Source organism: Enterococcus sp. AZ196 (assembly GCF_050498845.1).
GTDB classification, from domain to species: domain Bacteria; phylum Bacillota; class Bacilli; order Lactobacillales; family Enterococcaceae; genus Enterococcus_A; species Enterococcus_A murrayae.
The window spans coordinates 1,086,816-1,110,374 of record NZ_JBIPAM010000002.1 but is presented as its reverse complement, the minus strand read 5'-3'; the positions used below and the strand labels follow the sequence as shown (position 1 = coordinate 1,110,374).

Annotated in this window: 21 protein-coding genes, 1 pseudogene and 2 other annotated features; of the genes and pseudogenes, 2 read left to right on the top strand and 20 right to left on the bottom strand. The window is 43.0% G+C overall.

Annotated features, from left to right (window positions below):
* Positions 1-40: 40 nt before the first annotated feature.
* From cydC to trpE, 17 genes and pseudogenes are all read right to left on the bottom strand, one after another.
* Positions 41-1,789, bottom strand: a complete 1,749-nt coding sequence (gene cydC, locus IGI67_RS22990; RefSeq protein WP_429959462.1) for a thiol reductant ABC exporter subunit CydC — start codon at positions 1,787-1,789, stop codon at positions 41-43.
* Positions 1,786-3,498, bottom strand: a complete 1,713-nt coding sequence (gene cydD / locus IGI67_RS22985) for a thiol reductant ABC exporter subunit CydD (protein ID WP_429959461.1) — start codon at positions 3,496-3,498, stop codon at positions 1,786-1,788. Before cydD ends, cydC begins: the two co-directional genes overlap by 4 nt.
* 397 nt (positions 3,499-3,895) lie before the next feature.
* A complete protein-coding gene (gene cydB / locus IGI67_RS22980) occupies positions 3,896-4,939 on the bottom strand; it encodes a cytochrome d ubiquinol oxidase subunit II (protein ID WP_429959460.1) in 1,044 nt (347 codons plus the stop codon).
* Positions 4,932-6,347 (bottom strand): cytochrome ubiquinol oxidase subunit I, encoded by a 1,416-nt coding sequence (locus tag IGI67_RS22975; protein WP_429959459.1) that lies wholly within the window; start codon positions 6,345-6,347, stop codon positions 4,932-4,934. The genes cydB and IGI67_RS22975 overlap by 8 nt, the downstream gene beginning before the upstream one ends.
* A gap of 200 nt (positions 6,348-6,547) precedes the next feature.
* A complete protein-coding gene (locus IGI67_RS22970; RefSeq protein ID WP_429959458.1) occupies positions 6,548-7,441 on the bottom strand; it encodes a diacylglycerol/lipid kinase family protein in 894 nt (297 codons plus the stop codon).
* 538 nt (positions 7,442-7,979) lie between these two features.
* Positions 7,980-8,141, bottom strand: a pseudogene (locus IGI67_RS22965) (hypothetical protein); the annotation flags it as partial.
* Between the two features lie 111 nt (positions 8,142-8,252).
* A complete protein-coding gene (locus IGI67_RS22960) occupies positions 8,253-9,134 on the bottom strand; it encodes an IS3 family transposase (RefSeq protein ID WP_429956747.1) in 882 nt (293 codons plus the stop codon).
* 17 nt (positions 9,135-9,151) lie between these two features.
* A complete protein-coding gene (locus tag IGI67_RS22955) occupies positions 9,152-9,835 on the bottom strand; it encodes a transposase (RefSeq protein ID WP_429956748.1) in 684 nt (227 codons plus the stop codon).
* A 43-nt stretch (positions 9,836-9,878) separates the two neighbouring features.
* Positions 9,879-10,118 (bottom strand): hypothetical protein, encoded by a 240-nt coding sequence (locus IGI67_RS22950; protein WP_429959457.1) that lies wholly within the window; start codon positions 10,116-10,118, stop codon positions 9,879-9,881.
* Between the two features lie 216 nt (positions 10,119-10,334).
* Positions 10,335-11,741 carry a C69 family dipeptidase gene (locus IGI67_RS22945; protein WP_429959456.1) on the bottom strand — a complete coding sequence of 469 codons (1,407 nt, stop codon included), beginning with the start codon at positions 11,739-11,741 and terminating at the stop codon, positions 10,335-10,337.
* A 70-nt stretch (positions 11,742-11,811) separates the two neighbouring features.
* Entirely contained in the window at positions 11,812-12,567 is a 756-nt protein-coding gene (trpA, locus tag IGI67_RS22940) for a tryptophan synthase subunit alpha (RefSeq protein ID WP_429959455.1), read from the bottom strand.
* Positions 12,564-13,757, bottom strand: a complete 1,194-nt coding sequence (gene trpB, locus IGI67_RS22935) for a tryptophan synthase subunit beta (RefSeq protein ID WP_429959454.1) — start codon at positions 13,755-13,757, stop codon at positions 12,564-12,566. The genes trpA and trpB overlap by 4 nt, the downstream gene beginning before the upstream one ends.
* Before the next feature lie 422 nt (positions 13,758-14,179).
* Entirely contained in the window at positions 14,180-14,788 is a 609-nt protein-coding gene (locus tag IGI67_RS22930; protein WP_429959453.1) for a phosphoribosylanthranilate isomerase, read from the bottom strand.
* A complete protein-coding gene (gene trpC, locus IGI67_RS22925; protein ID WP_429959452.1) occupies positions 14,785-15,543 on the bottom strand; it encodes an indole-3-glycerol phosphate synthase TrpC in 759 nt (252 codons plus the stop codon). Before trpC ends, IGI67_RS22930 begins: the two co-directional genes overlap by 4 nt.
* Positions 15,544-16,557 carry an anthranilate phosphoribosyltransferase gene (gene trpD / locus IGI67_RS22920; RefSeq protein WP_429959451.1) on the bottom strand — a complete coding sequence of 338 codons (1,014 nt, stop codon included), beginning with the start codon at positions 16,555-16,557 and terminating at the stop codon, positions 15,544-15,546. It abuts the gene before it with no gap.
* Positions 16,558-17,088, bottom strand: a complete 531-nt coding sequence (locus IGI67_RS22915; protein ID WP_429959450.1) for an anthranilate synthase component II — start codon at positions 17,086-17,088, stop codon at positions 16,558-16,560. It abuts the gene before it with no gap.
* Positions 17,085-18,434 (bottom strand): anthranilate synthase component I, encoded by a 1,350-nt coding sequence (gene trpE, locus IGI67_RS22910; protein WP_429959449.1) that lies wholly within the window; start codon positions 18,432-18,434, stop codon positions 17,085-17,087. The genes IGI67_RS22915 and trpE overlap by 4 nt, the downstream gene beginning before the upstream one ends.
* Before the next feature lie 110 nt (positions 18,435-18,544).
* Positions 18,545-18,772, bottom strand: a binding site (T-box leader).
* A 135-nt stretch (positions 18,773-18,907) separates the two neighbouring features.
* Positions 18,908-19,138 (bottom strand) — a binding site (T-box leader).
* 129 nt (positions 19,139-19,267) lie between these two features.
* Between trpE and IGI67_RS22905 the strand changes: the two genes are divergently transcribed.
* On the top strand, positions 19,268-20,224 hold the full coding sequence (locus tag IGI67_RS22905; RefSeq protein ID WP_429959448.1) for a YncE family protein: 957 nt from the start codon (positions 19,268-19,270) through the stop codon (positions 20,222-20,224).
* Positions 20,225-20,265: 41 nt separating this feature from the next.
* Here IGI67_RS22905 and IGI67_RS22900 read toward each other — a convergent pair whose 3' ends face one another.
* Both IGI67_RS22900 and IGI67_RS22895 read right to left on the bottom strand, forming a co-directional pair.
* Entirely contained in the window at positions 20,266-20,979 is a 714-nt protein-coding gene (locus tag IGI67_RS22900) for a nitroreductase family protein (RefSeq protein WP_429959447.1), read from the bottom strand.
* A gap of 187 nt (positions 20,980-21,166) precedes the next feature.
* A complete protein-coding gene (locus tag IGI67_RS22895; RefSeq protein WP_429959446.1) occupies positions 21,167-22,024 on the bottom strand; it encodes a formate/nitrite transporter family protein in 858 nt (285 codons plus the stop codon).
* A gap of 171 nt (positions 22,025-22,195) precedes the next feature.
* Here IGI67_RS22895 and IGI67_RS22890 point away from each other — a divergent pair, with 171 nt between their 5' ends.
* Positions 22,196-22,630 carry an OsmC family protein gene (locus tag IGI67_RS22890; protein WP_429959445.1) on the top strand — a complete coding sequence of 145 codons (435 nt, stop codon included), beginning with the start codon at positions 22,196-22,198 and terminating at the stop codon, positions 22,628-22,630.
* A 49-nt stretch (positions 22,631-22,679) separates the two neighbouring features.
* Here IGI67_RS22890 and IGI67_RS22885 read toward each other — a convergent pair whose 3' ends face one another.
* Entirely contained in the window at positions 22,680-23,516 is an 837-nt protein-coding gene (locus tag IGI67_RS22885) for a GNAT family N-acetyltransferase (RefSeq protein ID WP_429959444.1), read from the bottom strand.
* Between the last annotated feature and the right edge of the window lie 43 nt (positions 23,517-23,559).

Sequence of the window (23,559 nt, the reverse complement as noted above, 5' to 3'; positions counted from 1 at the left end):
AAAAGACCTCTTTCAGCGTTTAACTGAAGAGGTCTTGAACTTAACTAATCCCTTTGTCGATTTGCTTCAATCGTCGATAATGGGCGTTGGTTTGCTCTAATTCACTCGGGCTGCCCTGCATCGTCAAGTGGCCATCCTCAATGAAGATAACCTTATCCATCGCATCAATTCCTTGCAAATGATGGGTGATCCAAATAACGGTCTTGCCCTGAAGCTCATGGAAAAAGGTATTAATCAAAGCCTGCTCTGTCACTGGATCAAGCCCAACAGTTGGCTCATCCAGTAAAATGATCGGTGCTTCTTGCAGCAGGATTCGAGCTAACGCCAGTCTCTGACGTTCCCCCCCAGAAAAACGCAAGCCAGCTTCATCCACCATCGTTTCTAAGCCTTCCGGCAACCCTTCAACCAATTCTTTCAATCCGACGCGAGTCAACACCTGCCATAATTCTTCTTCTGTGGCGGACTCATTTCCAATCCGCAGATTGTTCGCAATTGTCGTATGGAATAAATAAGGCGTTTGATGGATAACCCCGAGAGCTTTACTGATCTCATCACCAAACGCGTACGTATCCACTCCATTTAACGTAATTGCCCCTTCAGTTGCCCGCAGATCGCCGCGAATCAAATTAGCCAAGGTACTCTTACCTGAACCGCTGCGCCCCAATATCGCGATTTTTTCGCCAGGCTGCAACGTCAGGTCAATCTCTACTAAAACCTCTTTTGAACTTTCAGGATAATGGTAATGCACCTGATCGATCTTTAAGGTCAATGGGCCAGAAATTTCTGGCGCAACAGTCGAAGCTGTGTGAAGCGCCGGCAACTCATTTAGGTTCTTGATAGAATCTTGATAGCTATTCGTTTCTTGGGCTGCAGCTGGCAGCGGAGCAAACGCATCTATCAATGGAAAGACCGATAGAACAAATGCTGCGATCCAATTTGCGGCTCCCCCATGATTTCCGGGAAACCGTTGACTTGTCCATAGCAGCAAGGCGATCGTGATTACGCCAAACATTAACTGCAGCAGGAAATTGCGTTTTCGCTGGAAGCTTTGAAGCTTGCGATTGACTTCTCGCAGGGCTTCTTCGGATTCTTCATGGTGGTTCACATAATCCTGCCCCCGTTGACTAAAGATCCAATCAGACACGCCTAGCACATTATCCGTTAAGTCGCTGTACAATTGATTCTTCATCTGCTTTTGCTGCTCTTGTCGTGCGCCATTGATAATCACCGACCAGAGCGGCAGCAGAAACACTACGATACCAAGCAACAGCAGCATCGCCAACGCGAAAAACGGTGAAAAGTACCCAATTCCGATAATCACAAAGACATAAAGCAGCCATGCAATAATCGTTGGAAAAATCGTCCTCAGATATAAGTTCTGAATGTGGTTGATATCCTCAGAAAGCAGCCCGAGAATATCTCCCGTTCGATGATTCTGCTTAAAGAAGATCGCGTCCTGCTCCAATGAATCATAGAGCTTCACCCGTAAATTCGACGTCATTTTCAGGACCCAGTTATGACTGACTAGTCGCTCAACATAGCGAAAGACCGGTCGACCAATCCCGAATGCCCTTGTTAAAACGATTGGAATATAAATCAGTAAAATATTTTCCGGCAAGGAAGCCGCGCGGCTAATTAAGTAGCCGGAATTGAACATCAGGGCGCCGGCGCAGAAAAAGGTAATGAATCCTAAGGTCAAAGCAAGGATCAACGATTTCCTGTATTGCTTGAAAAATGGTTTGACCCACTCGTCTGTTTTTAAGACTTGAAATAACCCGATTCGATTCATGCTTCATCACCTCTCAATGCACGACTCAAAGTTGTGAAGGCCCCATTTTTTTGTTTCAGTTCCTCCAATGTTCCCTGTTCCACCAGCCTGCCATGATCCATGACCAGCAGGTAATCCATTTCCTCCAGCCAATGAAGCCGATGCGTCGCAAAGAAGACTAAATGATCCGCCATCAGCGGCAGCATTCGCTCCTTTAATTCAACCTCTGTCTCAATATCCAAGTGAGCAGTCGGCTCATCAAATAGTAAAACCTTCCGTTCCTGATCTAAGAAGGCGCGAGCCAATGCGATGCGCTGAGCTTGTCCACCACTTAACGCCCGGGCACCTTCTCCTAGTTTTGTGTCCAAACCATCCGGTAATTCCTTTACCAGCTCCGTCAAACCAGTGACCTCAATGGCCTTCACGATTTCCTCATCGGTGGCCTGTGGATGATAAAAGGCAATGTTTTCACGAACCGAACGTTGGAAAATATAAGGATTTTGCGGAATATAGATCAATTGCTCCTGCCAATGAGGCTGATCAAAAGCGCTCATTGCTTGTTCATTTAAGCGGATTTGACCTTCATCAGGATGCAAGAAACCACTTAAAAGATTGATTAATGTAGATTTTCCTGAACCGCTCATGCCGATGATCCCGATTTTTTTATAGCCTTGAACAGTAAAATCCGCTTCTGCTCCAAGCTTATCCGCATAATTATAACGCATGTTCACATCAAGTCGGCTATCCGCTGACCACGTTGGTATTTGGATCGCTGCATCCTGACTCTCAGGCAGCTCCAAGATTTGATTCACATCGTCCATTGCATTTTTCCCATCCAATGTCGCATGATAATCACTTGAAAAATCACGAATTGGTAAGAAATACTCTGGTGCCAGAATCAAGACAGTCAACGCCGGAAACAGAAAAATGGCCTCATTAATCAGGCGTAATCCCAACAGAACTGCCACCACTGCCACCGACAGTGTCGTAAAGAAATCCAACGCGAAAGTCGAGAGGATCGCGATCTTCAATGTACTCATCGTCGCCTTGCGGAAGCGTTCACTGGTCGTGAAGATACTTTTGCTGTATTGCTTGCTGATACCAAAAAACTTTAACGTATCGATTCCACGGAGAGAATCAATGAAGTGGTTCGACAAAAGTTGAAAAACCTTGTATTGCTTGTCCGCCTTACTTTGAGCCGCATAGCCCAAGATGATCATAAAAATAATGATCAGCGGAAAGACGATCAATAGAACCACACCCGATTCCCAGTCTAAAAGAAAAATCGCGACTAATAAAATCCACGGGATAATCATCATATTCAACATTTTTGGTAAAATCAGATGCAAGTATTCTTCTACTTGATTAATCCCATCCAAGGCCGTCGTTACTACGCTCCCCGTCCCCTGCTTTTGCACGACTTGCGGTCCCAAACGAAAAATCTTCCGCAGCAGCTGACTGCGTAAATCTTTGGCCTGCTGGTAAGCATACTCTTCCAACACATGCTCCCGCACATACGTCATCAAATGCCGCAGCGCAAAAGATACGAAGAACAGCAGTATCCAGTTAAATTGATTGCTTACTCCTTCTCCGTTCCATAAGTGAGTAATCGTCATAGATAATCCATACGCTTGCCCAATTATAAAGATTGCTTGCAGGACAGCAGATCCTGCAAGCAACATCAGAATTTTCTTGATACCGGGAAGTTGTAATAACTTCTTGTCGATCATGATTGAACTCCTAATTCCTTAATAATGTATTCATTTTTCTAAAAACACGAAAAATGAAACCGATTGTCATCACGCATACCATCCAACTAGTTCATTGCGCTTTTTTCTACTCAGCTATGTTGTGAAGTGTTACACCTCGTAAACTGGGAAAAGTTGGACTGGCATCCTAATTCCTTATTAATGTATTCATTTTTCTAAAAACACGAAAAATGAGACCGATTGTCATCACGCATACCATCCAACTAGTTCATTGCGCTTTTTTCTACTCAGCTATGTTGTGAAGTGTTACACCTCGTAAACTGGGAAAAGTTGGACTGGCATCCTAATTCCTTAATAATGTATTCATTTTTCTAAAATACGAAAAATGAGTCCGATTGTCATCACGCATACCATCCAACTAGTTTGTTGCGCTTTTTTCACTACTAAAAGCTGGACTGGTAATTTCATGTGGATGCTTGATCCGTTTACGGAAAATGTAGTAGGTCCATGCTGTATAAGCCAATACGAACGGTAAGATCGTCAATGAAATATAGGACATGATCTTTAAGGTGTACGGGCTTGATGACGCATTTTCGATCAATAGATCATTGCCTGGGATCGAGCTGATCAATACCCGTGGGAACAATCCGCTAAACAATAATGCCACCAGAGCAATCAAGGTTAAGCCGCTAGTGATAAACGCCAGCATCTCCTTGTTCCTAAAGACAGAAACATTTGCGATCACCGTCAGTAAAACAATCACCGCTAATAAAATCAAGGTAACTGCAAAGTTGTTTTGGAAGAAGTCCGTTTTGAAATACATCAACACAGCAAATACGACTAAACCGACGTACAGCACGCCATAAAAGAACTGTGCGTAATTTTTCGCTCGGTAACGAATCGGTCCTTCCGTTCGCAATGAAATGTAGTTCAACCCATGCAGGTAGCATAATAAAGTCAATGCTACGCCGCCGACGATCGAATACAAATTGATGTAATCTGTAAAGGTCGCCATCATATTATGATTGGCATCCAGCGGCATCCCTTGAATCATACTAATGAACAAAACACCGAAAAAGAAAGGCACAAGAAAGCTGCCGATACTCAATGTCCAGTTCCATAGCTGTTTACGTTCCTTCGGCATGCTGGCACGAAACTCAAAGGAAACTCCGCGAATGATCAAACCAAATAAAATAATAAACAGGATCAAGTAATAGCCGCTAAACAACGAGGCATACCAATACGGAAACGAAGCGAACATCGCACCGCCTGCCGTCAACAGCCAAACCTCATTGCCATCCCAAACGGGTCCGATTGTTTGTACGATTTGGTCTTTTTCATGCTCGTCATGGGCTAAGGTTTGTACCGACATCCCTACACCAAAGTCAAAGCCTTCTAAAAAGAAGAAGCCGGAAAATAGGACGCCGATCAATAAGAACCATAATAATTGTAAACTACTCATGAGAGAACGCCCCCTTGTCAAAAGGATCGATCGAATCAGAATCTTCATTGATTTGATCCAATTCAGGTCCTTTGCTTAATTCACGTTTGACTAAATAAATCATCGTTACCGCTAAACCTGAGAACAATAAGAAATAAACGATATTTGAAATCAACAATGATGTTACCGATACATTTGGCGACACACTGTCTTCGATCGTAAACAACCCATAGACAGTCCAAGGATAACGACCTAATTCAGTCACCAGCCATCCAGCGGTATTTGCCAAAAACGGCGCAAAGGTACAAAGACCCATCACCCAAAGCATCCAACGCTTTTCGTAAAGAATCGGTTTCTTCTTACGCGTGAAGAACAAGCCAAGAATCGCCACCAATAGCATTAACATGCCAAAGCCGGCCATAATCCGGAAATTCCAGAACAAGACATTCACTGGCGGATAATAATTTCGATCCCCATATTTTTTGACTAATTCCTTATTAACCGTATCCATCCCTTTGATGGAGCCTGAAGGCTTATTATAAGAAAGAATACTTAACATGTAAGGGATTTGCACACCAAATACTTGCTTATGCTCCCGTTCATTGTCCCATGCGATCAAGGTCCAAGCTGCTGGATCCCCTGTATCTTCATAGGTTCCTTCCATCGCCGCAAATTTCATCGGCTGGCCTTCAATCAACGCTTTCATTTGCGCATCACCGGCGCCTAAAACCATGATCGAGCCAAATAAAGTAATCACAAGACCAATCCGCATCGATTTCATGAAAAATTCCCGCATCTGAGGTTCCTTGCGTTTTAACAATTGGAATGCCGCAAGTCCTGCCGCAATCATTCCGCCCATCGTAATCGCTGCTGCGATTACGTGACCAAACTCATACCAGACTTTTGGATTTGCGATCACCGCACCAAAATTAGTCATTTCTGCTCGACCGTTACGAAGGGCGTAGCCGACTGGATGCTGCATAAAACTATTTGCTGCTAAAATCCAGAAAGCTGATAACATCGAAGCTATGGTAACTAACCAAATAAAAATGACGTGGGTGCACGGTTTTACTCGATCCCATGTAAACATCCAGAGTCCTAAGAACGTTGATTCCATAAAGAAGGCCAATAAAGCCTCTATTGCTAACGGCGCGCCAAAAATATCACCAACGAACCGTGAATAATCTGACCAGTTCATCCCAAATTGAAATTCTTGAATGATCCCAGTCACGACGCCCACCGCAAAGCTCAATAGGAAAATATTTCCCCAAAATTTTGTCAATTGACGATATTTTTCATTTTTCGTTTTAACATATAAAGTTTCCATAATGGCAACAACCAAAACCATCCCAATTGAGAATGGTACGAAGAAAAAGTGAAAAACTGTTGTCATGGCAAATTGAAAACGGGCCAACGTCACTATATCCATTTTAATTCCTCCCCTACTATTGTGAATAACAAAACTAAAAAATAAAACCCTTTGTATAATACTATAATCCTTAAGAAATAAAATGCCAAATGTTCAGCTTAAGCGCTTTTTATTTCTGAATTTTGAAAAAAGAGGAAAATAACTATTTACGCAAAAAAATAGCCCCTTGATCACTAAGACCAAGCGGCTATTAGAAAAAACTATTCCGCGCCAGAATAAACTTCGAGGTGCTGCGGCAATACTTTAAAGCGCAGCGGCAGCTCCGGCCCTTCATCACCATCGACACTCGGATGCAGCTCCGCATCCTCCTTTACCGTCAAACGCCCCTCCTTAAAAGGGGTATAGCCGATCGTTTCAGTCGATTGATCCACGCCTTTGATAATCTCAGGCACACTTTTCAGCCGATCTGTGATGCTTTGATCTTTTAAATAGAGCAAATACAATTGACCATCATTGTTCTCTGCCTCAGGAACGATATGGGTAAATCCGCCAATCGTACGTGTCAGTACGATGACGACTGCGCTGCTTTCAATCTCTGTTTTCTCGCCATCGATCTCTAAAGTAAAATGATAATTTTCGTCGTTAAAGACTTCCTTTATACCATTCACGAAATACGCCAACTTGCCGAACTTCGTCTTCTCTTCAACATCCACATCGCTGATTGCTTCAGGAATACTGCCGACTGATACGATATTCATAAAATAATCGTCATTGATTTTGCCGATGTCCAAGCTTGTCTTACGTTCAGTATCAAACGAAGCGATCGCTTCTGCTGGATCCATTGAGATATTCAAGGAACGCCCCAAATCATTTACCGTTCCTAGCGGGAAAAAGCCGAATTTCGGTCGATAGTCTTGCTCAGCCAACCCATTGATCGCTTCATTCACCGTGCCATCGCCGCCCATCGCAAAGACACTGTCAACTTTTTCTTCAGCAGCTTCTCGTGCAAATTTCGTCGCATCGCCGCCCTTTTCCGTTTCTCGTACTTCTACCTCGTCAAAAAAATTTTGCAATTTTTCTTGTGCTTGTTTTTCGTAGTCCTTCGCTTCTTCATTCCCAGAGCTGGGATTGACAATCAGTACTGCTTTTTTCATTGTTTCTTTTCTCCCCTTTTCGCTAACCTGGAATTCTACTTACTAAGTATTTTTTATTTCCTTTTCAGTATAACAGGCAACAGACATCTTACCTTGGGAGACGACTTATCCTGAATCAAAAATCAAGTCACGCAAAATAGCCCGGAGCCGAAAGAATCTTTTTTAATGGAAGATTCTCACAAATCAGGGTTTGTGCTATTTAAGGGGGTATTTTAGGTCTTCGTCTTAACCAACGTTGGATGTATCCATTATTTTTTAGCGATGATTGTAGTGCACTAGGTCCTTCTATTTTCACAATAAGGATGAATCGCGCAGTTTCTTCCCTATTGATAGCTTTTTTGCATGGTGGCATGAACGTTCTGCTACCACTTTCATTTAGCTTATTAAGTTCAGTCTCAGGTAGTTGGGAAATTAGAACCTAGATCAGTTCCCCGGAATTTTCCGCAGATATCCTTATCTACGAATAGTTGACCTCCAATTGTTTCAGGGCAGACTCCACCTGTTCTGTCTTTTAGTAGCTTTTTGACTAGTCATTTCGTCAAGAACCCACTAGTCCTTGTAACGGTTCTTTGATAAATTGCGTATATAATTGCTCAAGCTTTTCAGCGATAAGGGTTTTGATCGAACGCAAACGCAGCGTTAATAGCCGCCACTCTTTTGCGTCAAAATATTCTTCAAAATAAATATAGTAGCGACGCAAAGTGGTGGGCACCCCGTCAATAGGACAATGAAATATTTAAAGAGTTTATGAGCTGCTTTTCGGTTAGCGAAAGGCAGCTTTTTTCTATTTGAAGAAGCGTCTAAACAATCATTAAGCTGCTTCGTAGTATTGGTTGTGGTATTCCATCGGTGTTAAGATGTGCAGTTTTCGTTGATAGCGACCATTGTTATAGTAGTCGATATAAGAATCGATCATTGTCATCAATTCGTCGCGACTGATAAATTTTCTGCCGTAATACTGTTCGCGTTTGAGAATCCCCCAAAAGCCTTCCATTGGTCCGTTATCAATACATTTTCCTACTCGAGACATGCTTTGCGTCATTTCTGCTTTAACGATTTTCTTGTAAAAATTCACATGGGTATATTGAAAGCCGCGATCACTATGAAAGAGCGGATGAGCGTCTGGTTCAAGGGCAACTGCTTGATCGAAGGTATCAAAAACAAGGTTCAAGTCATTCGTATCCCGAATCACGTAAGAGACGATACGACGATCATACAAATCTAAAATGGCGCTTAGATAAAGTTTCTTCACTTCAGGTCCCACATAATATTTGAACTCCGTGACATCGGTCAGCCATTTTTGATTCGGCGCTTCAGCAGTAAACTTCCGATCTAGGATATTCTCGGCAACATGATAGGGTTGGTTCGCACGTTTCGTGATACTGTTGGCTGAATGTTTAATCGTTGACTGAATGCCTTCGTGTCGGCAGATCCGCAAGACGCGTTTGTCATTTACATGGATATCATGTTCTCGATTCAGTGTATTATTTATACTGCGATAGCCTTTTTCTGGATGGTCGTCATGAATCGTTCGGATTACTTTGGCTAATTCCATATTTTCCACTGTTCGTTCGCTATACGGATGTTTGATCCAACGAAGATAAGCAGAACGGGTAACCTGTAAAAGTTTACACATTGGGAGAATGGCATAGCCTTTTTCCTCGTGAAGCTCTTTGATTGCTTCGTAAGACACGATTTTTCGGACTTGTCCTAGTGATCCCTCCTTTCTAATTCCCTGACTTTTTTTAATAAATCAATCTCCATCTGTTGGTCCTTTACTTGTTCTTCCAGTTGGGCGATTTTGATCTGCGCTTCTTCTTCAGGCGTTCGGCTAACTTGCTTGGCTTTGCGTCGCCCTCGCCGATCTTCTAAACCAGCTTTGCCTTTTTCTTCATATCGTTTGACCCATTGGTATAAATTGGCATAGTTCACTTGGTACTTAACAGCTGTCCCGCTATAATCATACTCATTGGCAATACAATAGAGGACCATTTCGATTCGTTCATCTAGACTGAATTTTTTTGTTTGTCTCACTTTACTTCCACCACTTTCTGATTTGAAGTCTCCATGAGTATTATATATCCTAATCCAGTCTCGAAGTTGCCTTTCACTTCTTAAACCATATTTTTGAGCAACTTGATCAAGGCCTCTGTTACCATCTAAGTAATCCCGAACAGCTGTCAATTTTAGATCTTTAGAATAATGCTTATTTTTCTTGGTAGCGAGCAATCCAGTTGGTCCTTCATTTTCATAGAGAATACACCACCTGCGAATCGTTCTAATGCTTACTTGAGCTTTCTGAGCAGCTTGGCTTCTACTAATCTCTCCATTTAAACACTGTTCAACAATAGCCACTCGTTCTACTGGAGTCCCTGACATCTTTCTTTTTCCCATACTAAAAACCCCTAACTAAGATTTAATTGTTTCTTTGTCCTAGTTAGGGGTAGCATATCAAAGCACGTGTCGATTTTGTTTTTAAAAATAGATGACGGACTAATTCCTTTAAAAAATAGGAAAAATCTGCATCACACAGCTCCTCTCTCACCTGAAGCGCTATCATAATTTTGACAATCTTATTCTCATCGTGAGTTTCTTCGTAATACGCCATCAGACGTTTTTCAAGTGTTTTTCTTTTTAGGGTAAATATCTGATTAGCTGTCAAATGTAATTCTGTCATGCTGCCGCCTCCTTTTTGTATTTGCTTGTGACCACGATTAAACGATACTCTAGGTAAAGATTCAAAGTCAATCGGTCATCGATTATTGGAGAATTATGTCGTAAATCAGTGACATTTTTCGACAATTTTTTAGAACTACGCAAAGAATTTGGCAAACTAGGCGCAAAAAAAGAAGCTTGCGATTTCGCAAAAGCTTCCTTTCAGATTTAACATTCTTTAGTCGTTTAAATTGTAGCGTAATTTCATGTGTTCAGAACCAGAGATGACCATATCGCCAAATAGCTTGGTTTGACGTTTCAAGGATTCGTCTGCTAATTTTTCATTCGCAGCTTCCAGGTATTTTTGGACATCTGTTTGATTATTCACGGCTTTATCGGTTTCGTTTTGAATGCCGCGATAAACGGACATTGCTTCTAAATCGAAGGTATTACGGAAATCAACATAGAAATTGTAATCCGTATCGCCCAGCAGTGCAGTTGCACAGCTCAACCAGTACATATTATTCAAATCAAAAGTACCTGTCGCATTCTTGTAGCATGCCGGTGTATCGTTAACGTTTGAGTAGAACGGTACCACTGTATTGAAGGTATTCGCACCATAGGCTAACCAATGAACGCCGGCGATTTCTGCTGGCACATTGTTGCGGATTTGCAAAATATGCACATTGTGGTTCCGATTGATTCCGATAGGACGGATCAATGTTTTTTCTGCTTCTGTACCATCCCCATAAGGATCGTATTTCGTATTTTCAAAGTGAGAACTTAAAACAAATTTGACATCTTCGATCGAGATTTTGCGGTTCGCACGACAGATGAATGGCAAATTCTGATCCATTGGGTCTTGTTCTACTTCGGGCGTGAAATATTTTTGACCATACCAAGCCCGAGGATTATTATAAACCGTATCTTTAATAGAAGAGCTTCCGAAAATGTGACGCAGATTGTAGCCTTCAAAATCAGGATTCAGATGATTGTCTTCGATCAGCGCTTTTAGATCGTCGGAGCAAAGAGTATCTGCTGAATCAAAATCAAAGTCATCAATATTCATGCGGTTTGGCGCAACAACATACGCATCGTCTGGAATCCGAACTGCCGCCCAATGATGCCCGCCGATTGTTTCCAACCACCAAACTTCGTCTTGATCAGAAAAGGCGATGCCGTTTGGCTCATAGGTCCCGTATTCTGTTAATAAAGAACCTAAGCGTTCAACCCCTTCTTTTGCACTGTGAATATAAGGTAATACCAAAGTAACGATATCTTCTTCACCGATGCCGCCTTCAACATACGGATCAAGCCCTTGAATCCGCGGATTTGTCGTGATCGTTTCTGTTGCGGACATTGCAACATTTTCACTGTTGATTCCGGCAGCTGGCCAAATACCGTTGGTTAAAATGGAGTTTGGCATAGAAGTGTAGCGCAATGGATTATCAGGCAAGTCGACTTTTACGCCGCTGATTACAGCTTGATACTGTCTTGGCTGATCTTCTGGTTGAACTACCACAAAACGTTGTGGGTCTAAAGCTTCATGCCCATCATCGTTCCTTGAAATAATAGTTGAGCCATCAATTGATGCTTTCTTTCCGACTAGTACAGTGGTACATGAACCTTTTACTCTTTTTGTCATACTTGAAACACTCTCCCTTTTCATGGTAACTCAAGTATAACGCTAAAAAAATGAAACACCAAATGAAATCCTAGCGTAAGATTTCCGCCACCAGTTCTCCCGTTTTTTCCGTTCCTTGCTGCTCTAATGAACGCACGATTTTTGAACCGATCACTACACCATCGCAGATCTGTTGGAAGCTTTTAACATGCTCACTAGTAGAGATGCCGAAGCCAGCTAAAACCGGGATATCACTAACAGCCTTGACTTTCGCTAAGTGCTCCAGCAAATCCTTACGAAAGTTTTGATCCGTCCCAGTGATTCCGTTGACAGTAACCGCATAAATGAACCCTTCCGCCTCTGCCGTCAACTGTTCGATCCGCTCAGCCGGACTCGTCAATGAAACTAATGTTAATAATGCTTTATCTCCTAAATCTGGCAGCACCAAATCGCGATGCTCATAAGGCAAATCAGGAATAATAAAGCCTTGGACATCCGTTTCCTGCAGGTCTTTGACTAATTCTTTGATGCCATAACGGAAGAAAGAATTGCTGTAGCCCATCAAGATCAACGGAACGTCTGAATGAATTTCCTGCAAAACCGCAATCAGCTTTTTCAGAGTAACCTGCTGAGCAAAAGCGCGTAAGCCAGCCGCTTGAATCGTTGGTCCATCTGCCACAGGATCAGAAAAGGGAACGCCCAGCTCAATAGCTGCAGCTCCTTGTTCTGCCAGCATCGCGATCTCTTCTTCTAATTTATCCAGACCTTGGGCGCCCGCCATGATATAGGGCACAAATAATTTTTCTGTTTCTGCTTTGTTTTTTAACGTTTGCGTCAATGGTTTCATTTTGCTGCCTCCATTCGTTCTTTGATTTGCTGGACATCCTTATCCCCGCGTCCTGAAAGATTCATCACGAGTATTTGGTCCTTTTTCATCGTTGGCGCTAGTTTTATGACTTGGGCTAAGGCATGAGAACTTTCCAGTGCCGGGATGATGCCTTCCATTCGTGAAAGATAATGGAAGGCAGCGACTGCCTCTTCATCAGTGATGGCCGCATATTCCGCCCGACCAATAGCGTGCAGAAAGGAATGCTCCGGCCCGATTCCCGGATAATCAAGCCCTGCCGATATCGAGAAGGCCTCTTGCACCTGGCCATCATCGTCTTGCAGCAGATGCATCTTAGCACCATGTAAAATGCCCACACTGCCTTTATTAATAGAAGCCGCATGCTCTTCTGTATCCAAGCCATGTCCGGAAGCTTCTACCCCCATCAAACGAACCTCTTCGTCTTCAATAAACGGATAAAACATGCCCATCGCATTGCTTCCGCCGCCAACACACGCCATTACCAAATCAGGCAGACGACCTTCCGCTTCTAAGATTTGTCTGCGAGTCTCAGTCCCAATCACGCTTTGGTAATCCCGAACAATCTCAGGAAACGGATGCGGACCTAGCACTGATCCCATCACATAATGGGTATCTTCTACAGTTGCGACCCAATAACGTAATGCCTCGTTCACAGCATCCTTCAAGGTCTTGCTGCCGGAAGTGACACTTTCAACCTTCGCGCCTAAAAGCTCCATCCGAAAGACATTCAACGCCTGACGCTTCACGTCAATCTCACCCATAAAAATCGTACATTCCATGCCGAAAAGTGCCGCAGCCGTTGCCGTTGCTACTCCATGCTGACCAGCACCAGTTTCAGCAACAACCTTTCTTTTACCCATTTTTTTCGCCAGCAGTACTTGTCCTAACGCATTGTTGATCTTATGTGCCCCCGTGTGGTTTAAATCTTCCCGCTTCAAGTAAATCTTGGCCCCGCCTAAATCATTGGTCAAGCGTTCCGCAAAATAAAGCGGATTTTCGCGCCCAACATATTGTTTTAAATAATAAGTTAGCTCCTTCTGAAATTCCAAGTCTTGCTTCGATTCCTCATAGGTCGCTTCTAATTCCTGAATAGCATACATTAAAGTCTCTGGTACAAACTTCCCGCCATATTCCCCATAAAAGCCTGCTTTATTAGGTACTTGATACATGAAACCACTCCTCGTTCATAATAGTGTATTCATTTTTTATAAAAAATGAGTTTGTTTTTCTCTCCGTCTATCATTCCACTAAACGCTTTGAGCGCTAACTGTCTTTACTTATTTTGTCGTTTATTATTCGATCATACTGGGAAAAGTGGAACTGACATCCTCGCTCAATCTTTTGTATTCATTTTTTATAAAAAATGAGTTTGTTCTTCTCTCCGTATATCATTCCACTAAACGTTTTGAACGCTATCTGTCTTTACTTAATTTTGTCTTTTATTGCCAAATCATACTGGGAAAAGTGGAACTGACATCCTCGTTCAATCTTTTGTATTCATTTTTTATAAAAAATGAGTTTGTTTTTCTCTCCGTCTATCATTCCAGTAAACGATCTTTCAATAAAATGGGTATTGCACTCGCCATTTTTACTATATGAATTCTTGTCGATCCACAGCTTTGACTGCCTGACAAAAGGCCTTAATCTTTGCGTGGTCTTTTTCACCATTGGTCTCTACCCCGCTAGATACATCTACTGCTCGCGGCTGGAAAAAACGGATCGCCTCGCCAACATTTTCTGGTTTCAATCCTCCTGCTAACCAGAGCTTTTCTTTCGGCAAACGCCGCTGATCTACTAAGTGCCAATTGAACGTTTGTCCATTGCCGCCCATCAGTTTAGCCGGCGGAGCGTCTAACAAAAGATGCGGATAATTAAAAAAATAAGAAGTCTCTTGATCCTCGATACTGAAGGCTCGGATAATGGGCCGTGAAAGCTCCGTCAAATTGGAGCTTCCATGAATTTGGATCATGTCTAAGCCGGCAATTGCAACGATTTCCTCAACTTCTGCTTCCTCTGGTGAAACGAAAACACCGACCTTTTTAATCTCCTCCGGCACCTCCTGAGTGAGCTCTCGAACTTCTTCCGGCGTAACTTGCCGCGGACTTTCTGCGAAAACGAAGCCTAAATAATCGGCACCGGCCGCCACTGCCGCGTCAATCGCGGCGCGATTCTTCAAGCCGCAGATCTTGATTTGTGTCATTTTCTTCTCACCTGCAATTCCCTGACCTTCTCGACTGGATTCGCTGCTCGCATCAAGGTCTCTCCAACTAAAACGCCATGATAATTGTGTTTTACTTTTTCAACATCCTCCCCTATTTTAAAACCCGATTCACTGATGTAAATAACGTCTCCTTCAGGTTGAGCCAGTTCAATACTCGTTTGAAGCGAAACTTTGAATGTTTTTAGGTTGCGATTATTGATGCCGATGATGTTTGCTCCAATTGCCTGCGCTTGTGCCAACTCATCAGCATTGTGTACTTCCATCAGAACCTCTAGATTCCTGGCTTGTGCTTGCTGATAAAGTTCAGCTAACCGCGAAGCTGACAATGCCGCCACAATCAGCAGCACCATGCTCGCGCCAGCTTTTTTTGCTCGATCCAATTGCCGCTCATCAATGATAAAATCTTTGCATAGAATCGGTACGTCTACCACCTGAGCGACAGCCGCTAGATCGTTAATCTTGCCTTTAAAGAAAACGGGGTCGGTCAATACAGAGATAGCGCTGACCCCGGCTTTTTCATAGTCCTCTGCTTGCTGTAAAATGTCTACGTCATCATTGATGGTACCTTTCGAGGGGGATGCGCGTTTGATTTCACCGATTACATGCATTTTCTCAGGATGTTCTTTCACTGTTTGATAAAAAGAAGGCCGCGATTTTTCTGGTACTTCTTGAACCGCAGTTAAATTTTCAACTTCCCGTTCCTTTTCGATTAAGATCGTTGACAAAAAGTCCACTTAAGCCACCTCCTGTTGTTTTGCAATTAATTGCTGTAAACGATCATAAGCTGCACCAGAAAGAATCGATTGCTCCGCTTCTGTGATTCCCTCAGTCAGCGTTTTGACGCGACCACTTGCTAAAAAGCCCAGACCAGCGTTTAGCAATACCGTTTCATAATACGCAGAAGGCACACCCTGTAAGACAGAAAGCAAGATATCTTTATTTTTTTCAACCGAACCGCCGATGATTCCGTTTAATGGAACACGCCTGAAGCCGACTTCTTCCGGAACAAAAGTAAATTCCTCGACAGTCCCTTCTTGATAAAGTGCGCAATGGGTTGTTCCAGCTAAATTTGCTTCATCCATTCCGCCATGCCCATGAACTACAATTGCCCGCTCGCGTCCCAACTGCCCTAAGGTTTTAGCTGTTTCAACTAACGAGTCCCCCGCATAAGTTCCCATCAGCTGATGTTCTAATGGGTAAGGATTGATGATTGGTCCTAGTAGATTGAAAATCGTCGGTGTCGCTAATTCCTTGCGAATGTGCATCACTGCACCCATCGCAGGATGCAGCGTTGGTGCGAACAAAAAGGCGATCCCTGCTTCTTTCAGCAGATAGTCGATCTTAGCAGGACTGACTGTCAGTGAAATCCCTAATGCCTCTAACACATCAGCACTGCCGGATTTGCTGGAAATACTTCGATTGCCGTGCTTAGCCATAGGTATGCCGCCGCCTGCTAAAACAAATGCTGCGGTAGTACTGATATTGAAGCTATGGGTGTGATCACCCCCCGTACCGCAATTGTCCATCACTCCTGCCGGTGCCGCCAGCATCGGTGTTCCTTTGCCCTGCATCACTTGTGCTAATCCTGTCAGTTCCGTTGCAGCCACTCCTTTGACCTTCAACCCGACCAATAATCCGCTGATTTGACTGTCTGTTAATTGTTGTTCAAAGATCGCTTTTCCCAGTTGCTGCATCTCGTTAATCGTTAGATCGCTCCCACGATACACTTTTTCAAATAATTCTTGCATTTAAATCCCTGCTTTCTGTAAAAATTGATTAATGTAGCTCGCGCCATCTTCTGTCCCGATAGATTCTGGATGGAATTGCAGCCCAAAGATGGGGTATCGTTTATGGCGAACGGCCATGATACAGCCCTCTGATTTATCGGTTACTTCTAGATCCTGCGGAAGCTCATCAGGGTCGATCATCAGCGAATGGTAGCGCATGACCTGTCGTTCTGCCTGTCCTTGCAATCGGGATTGCTTCCCGTGCATGATCGTCGGCGCTTTGATGATTTTGCCGCCGAAGACTTCACCGATCGCCTGGTGTCCTAGACAGATTCCTAAGATTGGCTTTTTTCGGTAGAAGCGGCGAATAAGCATTTCCATATTTCCCGCTTCAGCAGGCCGTCCCGGTCCGGGCGAAAGAACGATGGCTGAGGCTTCTGCCGCTGCGGAAAACAATTGCGGATCATCATTGCGTAAAATGGTGACTGCTTCAGGCAAAAGCTGAACCAAATTATAGGTAAATGAATCATAATTATCGACTAATAAAATCATTGTCCCACCTCCATTAATGCTTTGGCTTTTTGTAATGTCTCAACATATTCGCTGTTTGGATCAGAGTCATAAACGATCCCGGCTCCAGCCTGTACGTGGGCCTTTTGCTCTTTAACTACCATCGTGCGGATAGCGATAGCAAAATCTGCTTGATCGTTTTGACCCAAGAATCCGACAGCTCCTGCATATACAGAACGTTTCACCTTCTCCCATTGATAGATACGGGTCATTGCACGGATTTTCGGTGCTCCGCTGACGGTTCCTGCTGGCAGTGTGGCCTTCAAGGCATCTATCGCAGTATGTTCCGGCTTTAATTTGCCAGTAACGACTGATACAAGGTGCATGACAAAGCGGTAACGCTCGATCGTTAGATAGGTCGGTACTGTTACCGAGCCGTGAACCGCGACCTTGCCTAAGTCATTTCTTCCGAGATCCACCAGCATGCGATGTTCAGCAACTTCTTTCGGATCCTTTTGCAGCTCTTCAGCCAAATTCTCGTCTTGTTTTTCAGTTTCCCCACGTTTTCTCGTTCCAGCGATCGGATTCGTTGTAACAAGCTCTCCCTCAACTGTCACCAAACTTTCTGGTGAGCTGCCGATTACTTGAACGTCCGAAAAATCCAAATAGTAAAGATAGGCTGAAGGATTACTGTCTCTTAACTGCCGATAATAGCTGAAGGAATCCATTGAAAATTCTGCCGAAAGTCGTTGAGAAGGAACCACCTGGAACAAATCCCCTTCGATGATTTTTTCTTTCGCTAGTTTGACGATGCCTTCAAACTCTGCCTGAGAAAAATTGCTGGTAAAATGCAGTGGTTTGATTTCCAGCTCTGGTATTGCACATTCCTGCTGCAGCTTTTGCTCCAACTCATCCATTCGGCGTTCTAATTTTTCCTTAGAATCGCCGCTGTAGCTATTTCCTACAACTAAAAAACTGATTTGGCGCTGCTTGTCATAAACCACGTAAGATTCATAAAGATAAAATTGCAGATCTGGAAGCTTTAGCTCATCCTTGGGAATATCGCCAATATTTTCATAGCAGGCTGCGATATCATACCCGACATACCCAAGTGCTCCTCCTTGAAAAGGCAGATCTGATGCATCAAAGTCCTCCTTGAGCGTATATTTTTCTAATTCCTTTAAGGGGTCCTCGCAGGGATAGCTTTCAGCCCCATTATGAAAATTTCCATTCTGATACGTTAGCTTTCTGACTGGATCAAAAGCGATGATCGCATAATCCTGTGTTTCAGCTTTCCGTTCGAATAAACAAGTCCCACGAGCCTTCAAGCAATAATAAATAGAGATTGGATTCAGTCTTTTATCCGTTAATTCTTTAATGATTTCCATGTCAAAACTCCTTAATAAATAAATTTTCTGCTGCTGACTAGCTAAACATGTTCGCTATCCCCCTTAAGAGCCGCGAATACAAAAAAGCCCCCAAACCAAAGAAACTCTGGTTTGAGGGCGCAAGCAGCACGGTACCACCTCTTTTTTACTGTTCGAAAACAGCAACTCTAATCGTCCAACAACGATCGCACTCTGTATCGGGAGCTCCCGTCGTTCCCTACTGCTGTTCAGGAACGCTCCAACAAGTCCATTCACTAGGGAAAAAATGTTTCTTCTCATCAACCGAAACTTTCTGTGATTTTTTCTTTCCTAGCTACTTCTCTTGCTTATGATTTATTTTTGATTTCCTTTTTTTTGCAACTTGGCGACTGATCGCCCATTGTCATGCAATAAAAAATATTTCTCGGCACCCAGAGCCATCAATTACAGAAAGCGGAACAAACAAAAAAGCCCCCAAGTCGAACAAAACTCGACTTGAGGGCGGTTATTCCACGGTGCCACCTCAGTGTATGCCAAACAAGGCATTTCTCATTCAGTCGTCCAACAACGACCTTGCTCTGTATCGGGAGCTCCCGGAAGTTCCTACTAACTATTTCAAAACTTCGTCCAAAAGGCCATTCGCATAATAATCCTTACTGATTCACAGCACCATCAGCTCTCTGAAAAGGCTCATTTATGTTACTTCTCTTTTGTTAGACATTTATTTTTTTGAATAATACGCGTTTTTTTTCTGCTTGTCAACGCTTTTTGCTAAAAAAATTATTTCTCGTCGATTCTTTGACTGTTCTAAACTCACTGAACTTGCTAAAATGAAAACATTGGAGGCGAAAGCGATGAAAAAATTTTTTTCTGCACTCGTTACTTGGTTACGGCATTTTTTGTCAGGAACCTTTTATAATCGTAAAAATGTTTGGCGTGCCTTTCCTGAATTTTTTGAGGCTGCGTCTGAACAAACTTATCGCATTCCCGACTTAGAAAGTGCCGATACCCTCAGCTTCAAACAGGAAAAAGCCGTGTGCCCATCGATGACTCCTCAAGGTATGACCCTGACGGAAAACTATGTGCTGATCTCCGCTTATTGTCATGATCATCGCCACAACTCTGTCATACATGTTTTGGATAGACTCACAGGTCTCAAGCTTAAAACGATCATCTTACCGGATCTTCCTCACGCTGGCGGTTTGGCCTATGATCCAATACATCAAAAAATTTGGATTAGCAATACTGCCGGAAAGAACGCCGCGGTGACAGCCCTAGCTCTCGAGCAGATTGAGGAATACACTGAAAATTCTGGGCCGATCAATTATCAGCAAAAAAATGTCTTAAAGGAGCTGCCGCGAGCCTCTGCGATCACTTATGATCACGGCTTTCTAGTAGTGGCGCTTTTTGCTTTAAATGGTTTTGGGCAGGTCGTCTGTTATCCAATTGATGGTAAAGGCGGCTTAGCAAATCCGACCAGCAGGAGTTTGATTGAATCCCCCTTTGGTTCGTTAACGATTCCAGCAAAGGTCCAAGGGGTCACTTTTTACAAGAATTTCCTGCTGCTCTCTCAATCCTGGGGCAAACAGCCAGGGCAAATTTTTATCTTTGACATCCGGCAGACAACAAATTTCGCCGATCTTGATCAAGCCGTAAAAATTATCGCGACTCCTCCTTACTTGGAACAGATTTATGTTGAAGGCGATCAGTTGTATACACTCTTTGAAAGTGGTGCTGCGGCCTATCGCAAGAAAACCTCATTTGTTATGAAGGATATTTTACAATTAGATTTGCTAGAGCTGCTAAAATAAACCTGCGCTCCGAAACAATCGTTTTGTTTCAGAGCGCAGGTTTATTTCACCGTTCCTATAAAAAGGGTGCCATCTGGTGCTGCTGGAGCGCCTTTACTGATCACGAATTCAAACGCCTTCCCGCTTTTTTCGGTCGCGACAGCCAGATGGCAAAGGGCAATCCCAACGTCCAGATCTGTCATTTTATACATCATTCCAGGCAATCCATTGATTTTTTTCTGGCGATAAACAAAAATCGGACCATCTTTGGCAATGAAAAACCAGGGCTGTCCGTTCAAACCTGATGGCGCCAAACGTGCCGCATCAATTCTGGAATCTTTTCCTTCAGAAATCTCTGCTAACGGTTTCCGATCAAAATCCTTTAAAGCCCGCTGCTCAGGCTTCTCTGGTTCACCAAACGCCATACCGATAATAAAATCAGCATCTGCTTCCTTTGGTTTCATCATGCCGATCCAACGTGAAGCATAGCCTTGAGAAAATAAATAGAGATCGACATGCTGAAATAAAAAGCCCGCACAAGTATTTCTCAAAGGCTGCTCCTTGCCATAAATCAAGAAGTAATGCGGCGCTTTAGGAACCCCCACTCCCTTGACCATTTCCGGACCTACGATTTTATAGCTGATCTTCGCATCTGGCAAAAGCGGCTTAACGGTTTCAATAAAAGCTTTCATTTCCTTGATTTTTTCCTCAGGCAGCGGTGTTGAAGTGAAATTACGAGTCGATTTCCGAGTAAAAATACTTGAATACAGATCCATATACAACCTCCTTATAATGAGTCGTTCATTTATTCAACTATATGATTCTTTCTACCATTTCGCAAGACTACTAACTGTCCTGACCAAAAAAGGCTAGTTCGTGAAGCCAGACATGAATAAACCTGCTGCAAAGCGATTTCTTCATAATAACGGTAAAAAAACGCTAGGGATCACCCCCTAACGTTTGCTAGTCTACATATTTTGAATCAGTATTATTCAGCCATGCATAGCCAAGCCCCATGACCAAGCCGCCGCCAACGAAATTCCCAATTAAAGTGAAGAATAAATTGTGAGCGACATTTCCTGCAGTCATCTCAGCGATCGTTCCGTGAGAAGCAAAATACGCGAGTGAAAATGCTGGGAAGTTGGCAATTACGTGCTCAAAACCTAAGAAGGCGAAAATGAAAATAATAAAGATGATCGACATCACCTTCGCTGCGTCATCCTTCATACGCATGCTGACTAAAACGGCCGTATTTACTACAATATTGGCAAACATGCCTTCAACTAGGATTTGTCCGGTTGACTTTGTCAATTTAGACGCAATCCCTGTAAACATATAGTTATCGGCTTCCAAATGACCAAATGGTGCTGTTAATGATAACAGGTAGCCGCACAGGACTCCGCCAATTAAATTGAACAAAATACAAGTGAATAATAATTTTAAAGCAAAGGATACCGACATTTTTTTCTTGTACACACCAATCGTGGTGTAAAGCATATTAGATGTTCCCAATTCTGCATTCATAAATAGGATCATTACCAGTGACCAGCTAAACATGAACGCATACGCCATTTTTTCCAAACCTGGAATCGCTTCTTGCATGCGAATGGCAATATAAAAAGCAATAGCCGTTCCTAAGGCCAAAAACAAACAGGCAAACATTGAACGTACTGCATAACGAGGCAAACTCGAATTAAACAAATCAATTTTTTTACTGATTGAATACTCCAGCTGAGACATCAAAGTTGAGTGAGTGTTCACATGCTTTTCGCTTTCAGTCGCAGGTGTTTCTTCAATTTCCATAAATAAATCCGATTTCATAGGTTTCCTTCCTTCTTGGCCGCAGCCATAATGTAAGGGTATCATACAAGATTTTCATAATATTTTCAATGAAAAATTGGTAAAATATGAAATATTGAGAAAAATTGCACAAGTTATTTAATTTTCTGAGTAAAAATCGTATGATGGAAGAAACGATTGGGAGGGATTTTTATGTCCAAGCAAATTTTGAAAGCAGAAGTAGCCTCTTTAGGCGGTTTGCAGCTGAAATGCTCTGCGCGCGGGTTTGAATTTTTGATCGATGAACCAGAAAATGTAGGGGGAAGCAACGAAGCGATGAACCCGCTAGAAGCCCTGCTTTGCTCATTAGGAGCCTGCAAAATGATGGTCGTCCGTTTTTTCTATCAAGCAAAACACATCAACCTGAAATCTATGCGTGTAGAAATATTGGGTGAGATCGATTCAGATCGGCTGAAGGGCACGCCCGATGTAAAAGTCGGCTTCTCGAAGATCATCACGAACTACTACATCGAAGCAGACAATAGCGAGGAAGAAATCGCGGAGCTGGTCGCCTTCGTTGAAAGAACTTGTCCAGTCAAAGATACCATCGTCAATGCTCCGGAGATGGAGCTTCATATTAATCCATAAAAATAAACCTGCTAAAAGAGCGCCTTGTCTTTTAGCAGGTTTCCATTTTTTAACAATCCAGTTTCATTTCGTATTGATCACAAAAATGATCAAAGCCTAGTTCCTCCAACGTTAGAATCCACTCTTGATCAGTAAAATTAATATTGTGTAAGCGAACATCTTGAAAACGCCCACTTAGATTGACCATCAGCTGGCCCAATTCCGATACATGCCCTTCACGCCTGCCCCACTGCTTCACGTGACCATTCTCTTTTTGATAAATAATAAATGCGGCGCATTGCTTCGGCATCCCTGTGAACATAATCCTATAATCCTCCGGGAAGGCTTGTAGAATTTCTGTTCGATTTTCAAAAGAAGGGGCATCGTGCATCAATGGGGACAATGATTCTAAGGGAAAATCATTGATCGCCAATTCTTGGAAATCCTCGGTTCCTGTCGCTGTTTCTTTTGCATTTCCACGGAAACAAGCATACTCTTTCATAATCTTTAGTCCCATTTTTTGATAGGTGGCGACTGCAGGTGCATTCGTTTGAATCACCTCTAGCCCGTAGTAGGCAAAATCATGTTGCTTTAATAACACCATACAAAAATCCATCATCTTGGAATAAAGTCCTTTTCGGCGATGTGCTGGAACCACTCCGGTCGCTGCATCAAACGCGACCTGCTCATTATTATACTGCCCGACTGCGTTTAGCAAAACCGCTACTAATTCATCCCCGACAAAGGCCCCGCAGGATAAATCATAGCGCACATTCTCACTATGGAAACGGTGATACAACGCATCATCGCTCAACTCCATTTTCACGTAATAATCAGAAAACGCTGCCCGCATACATTCAGCAATCTTATGGAACGCTACACCTGTTAAGTCTTTGATTTCGTACATTTTATTGCCCCTTTCTTCCGCTAATACAGAAATGCCAACCGAC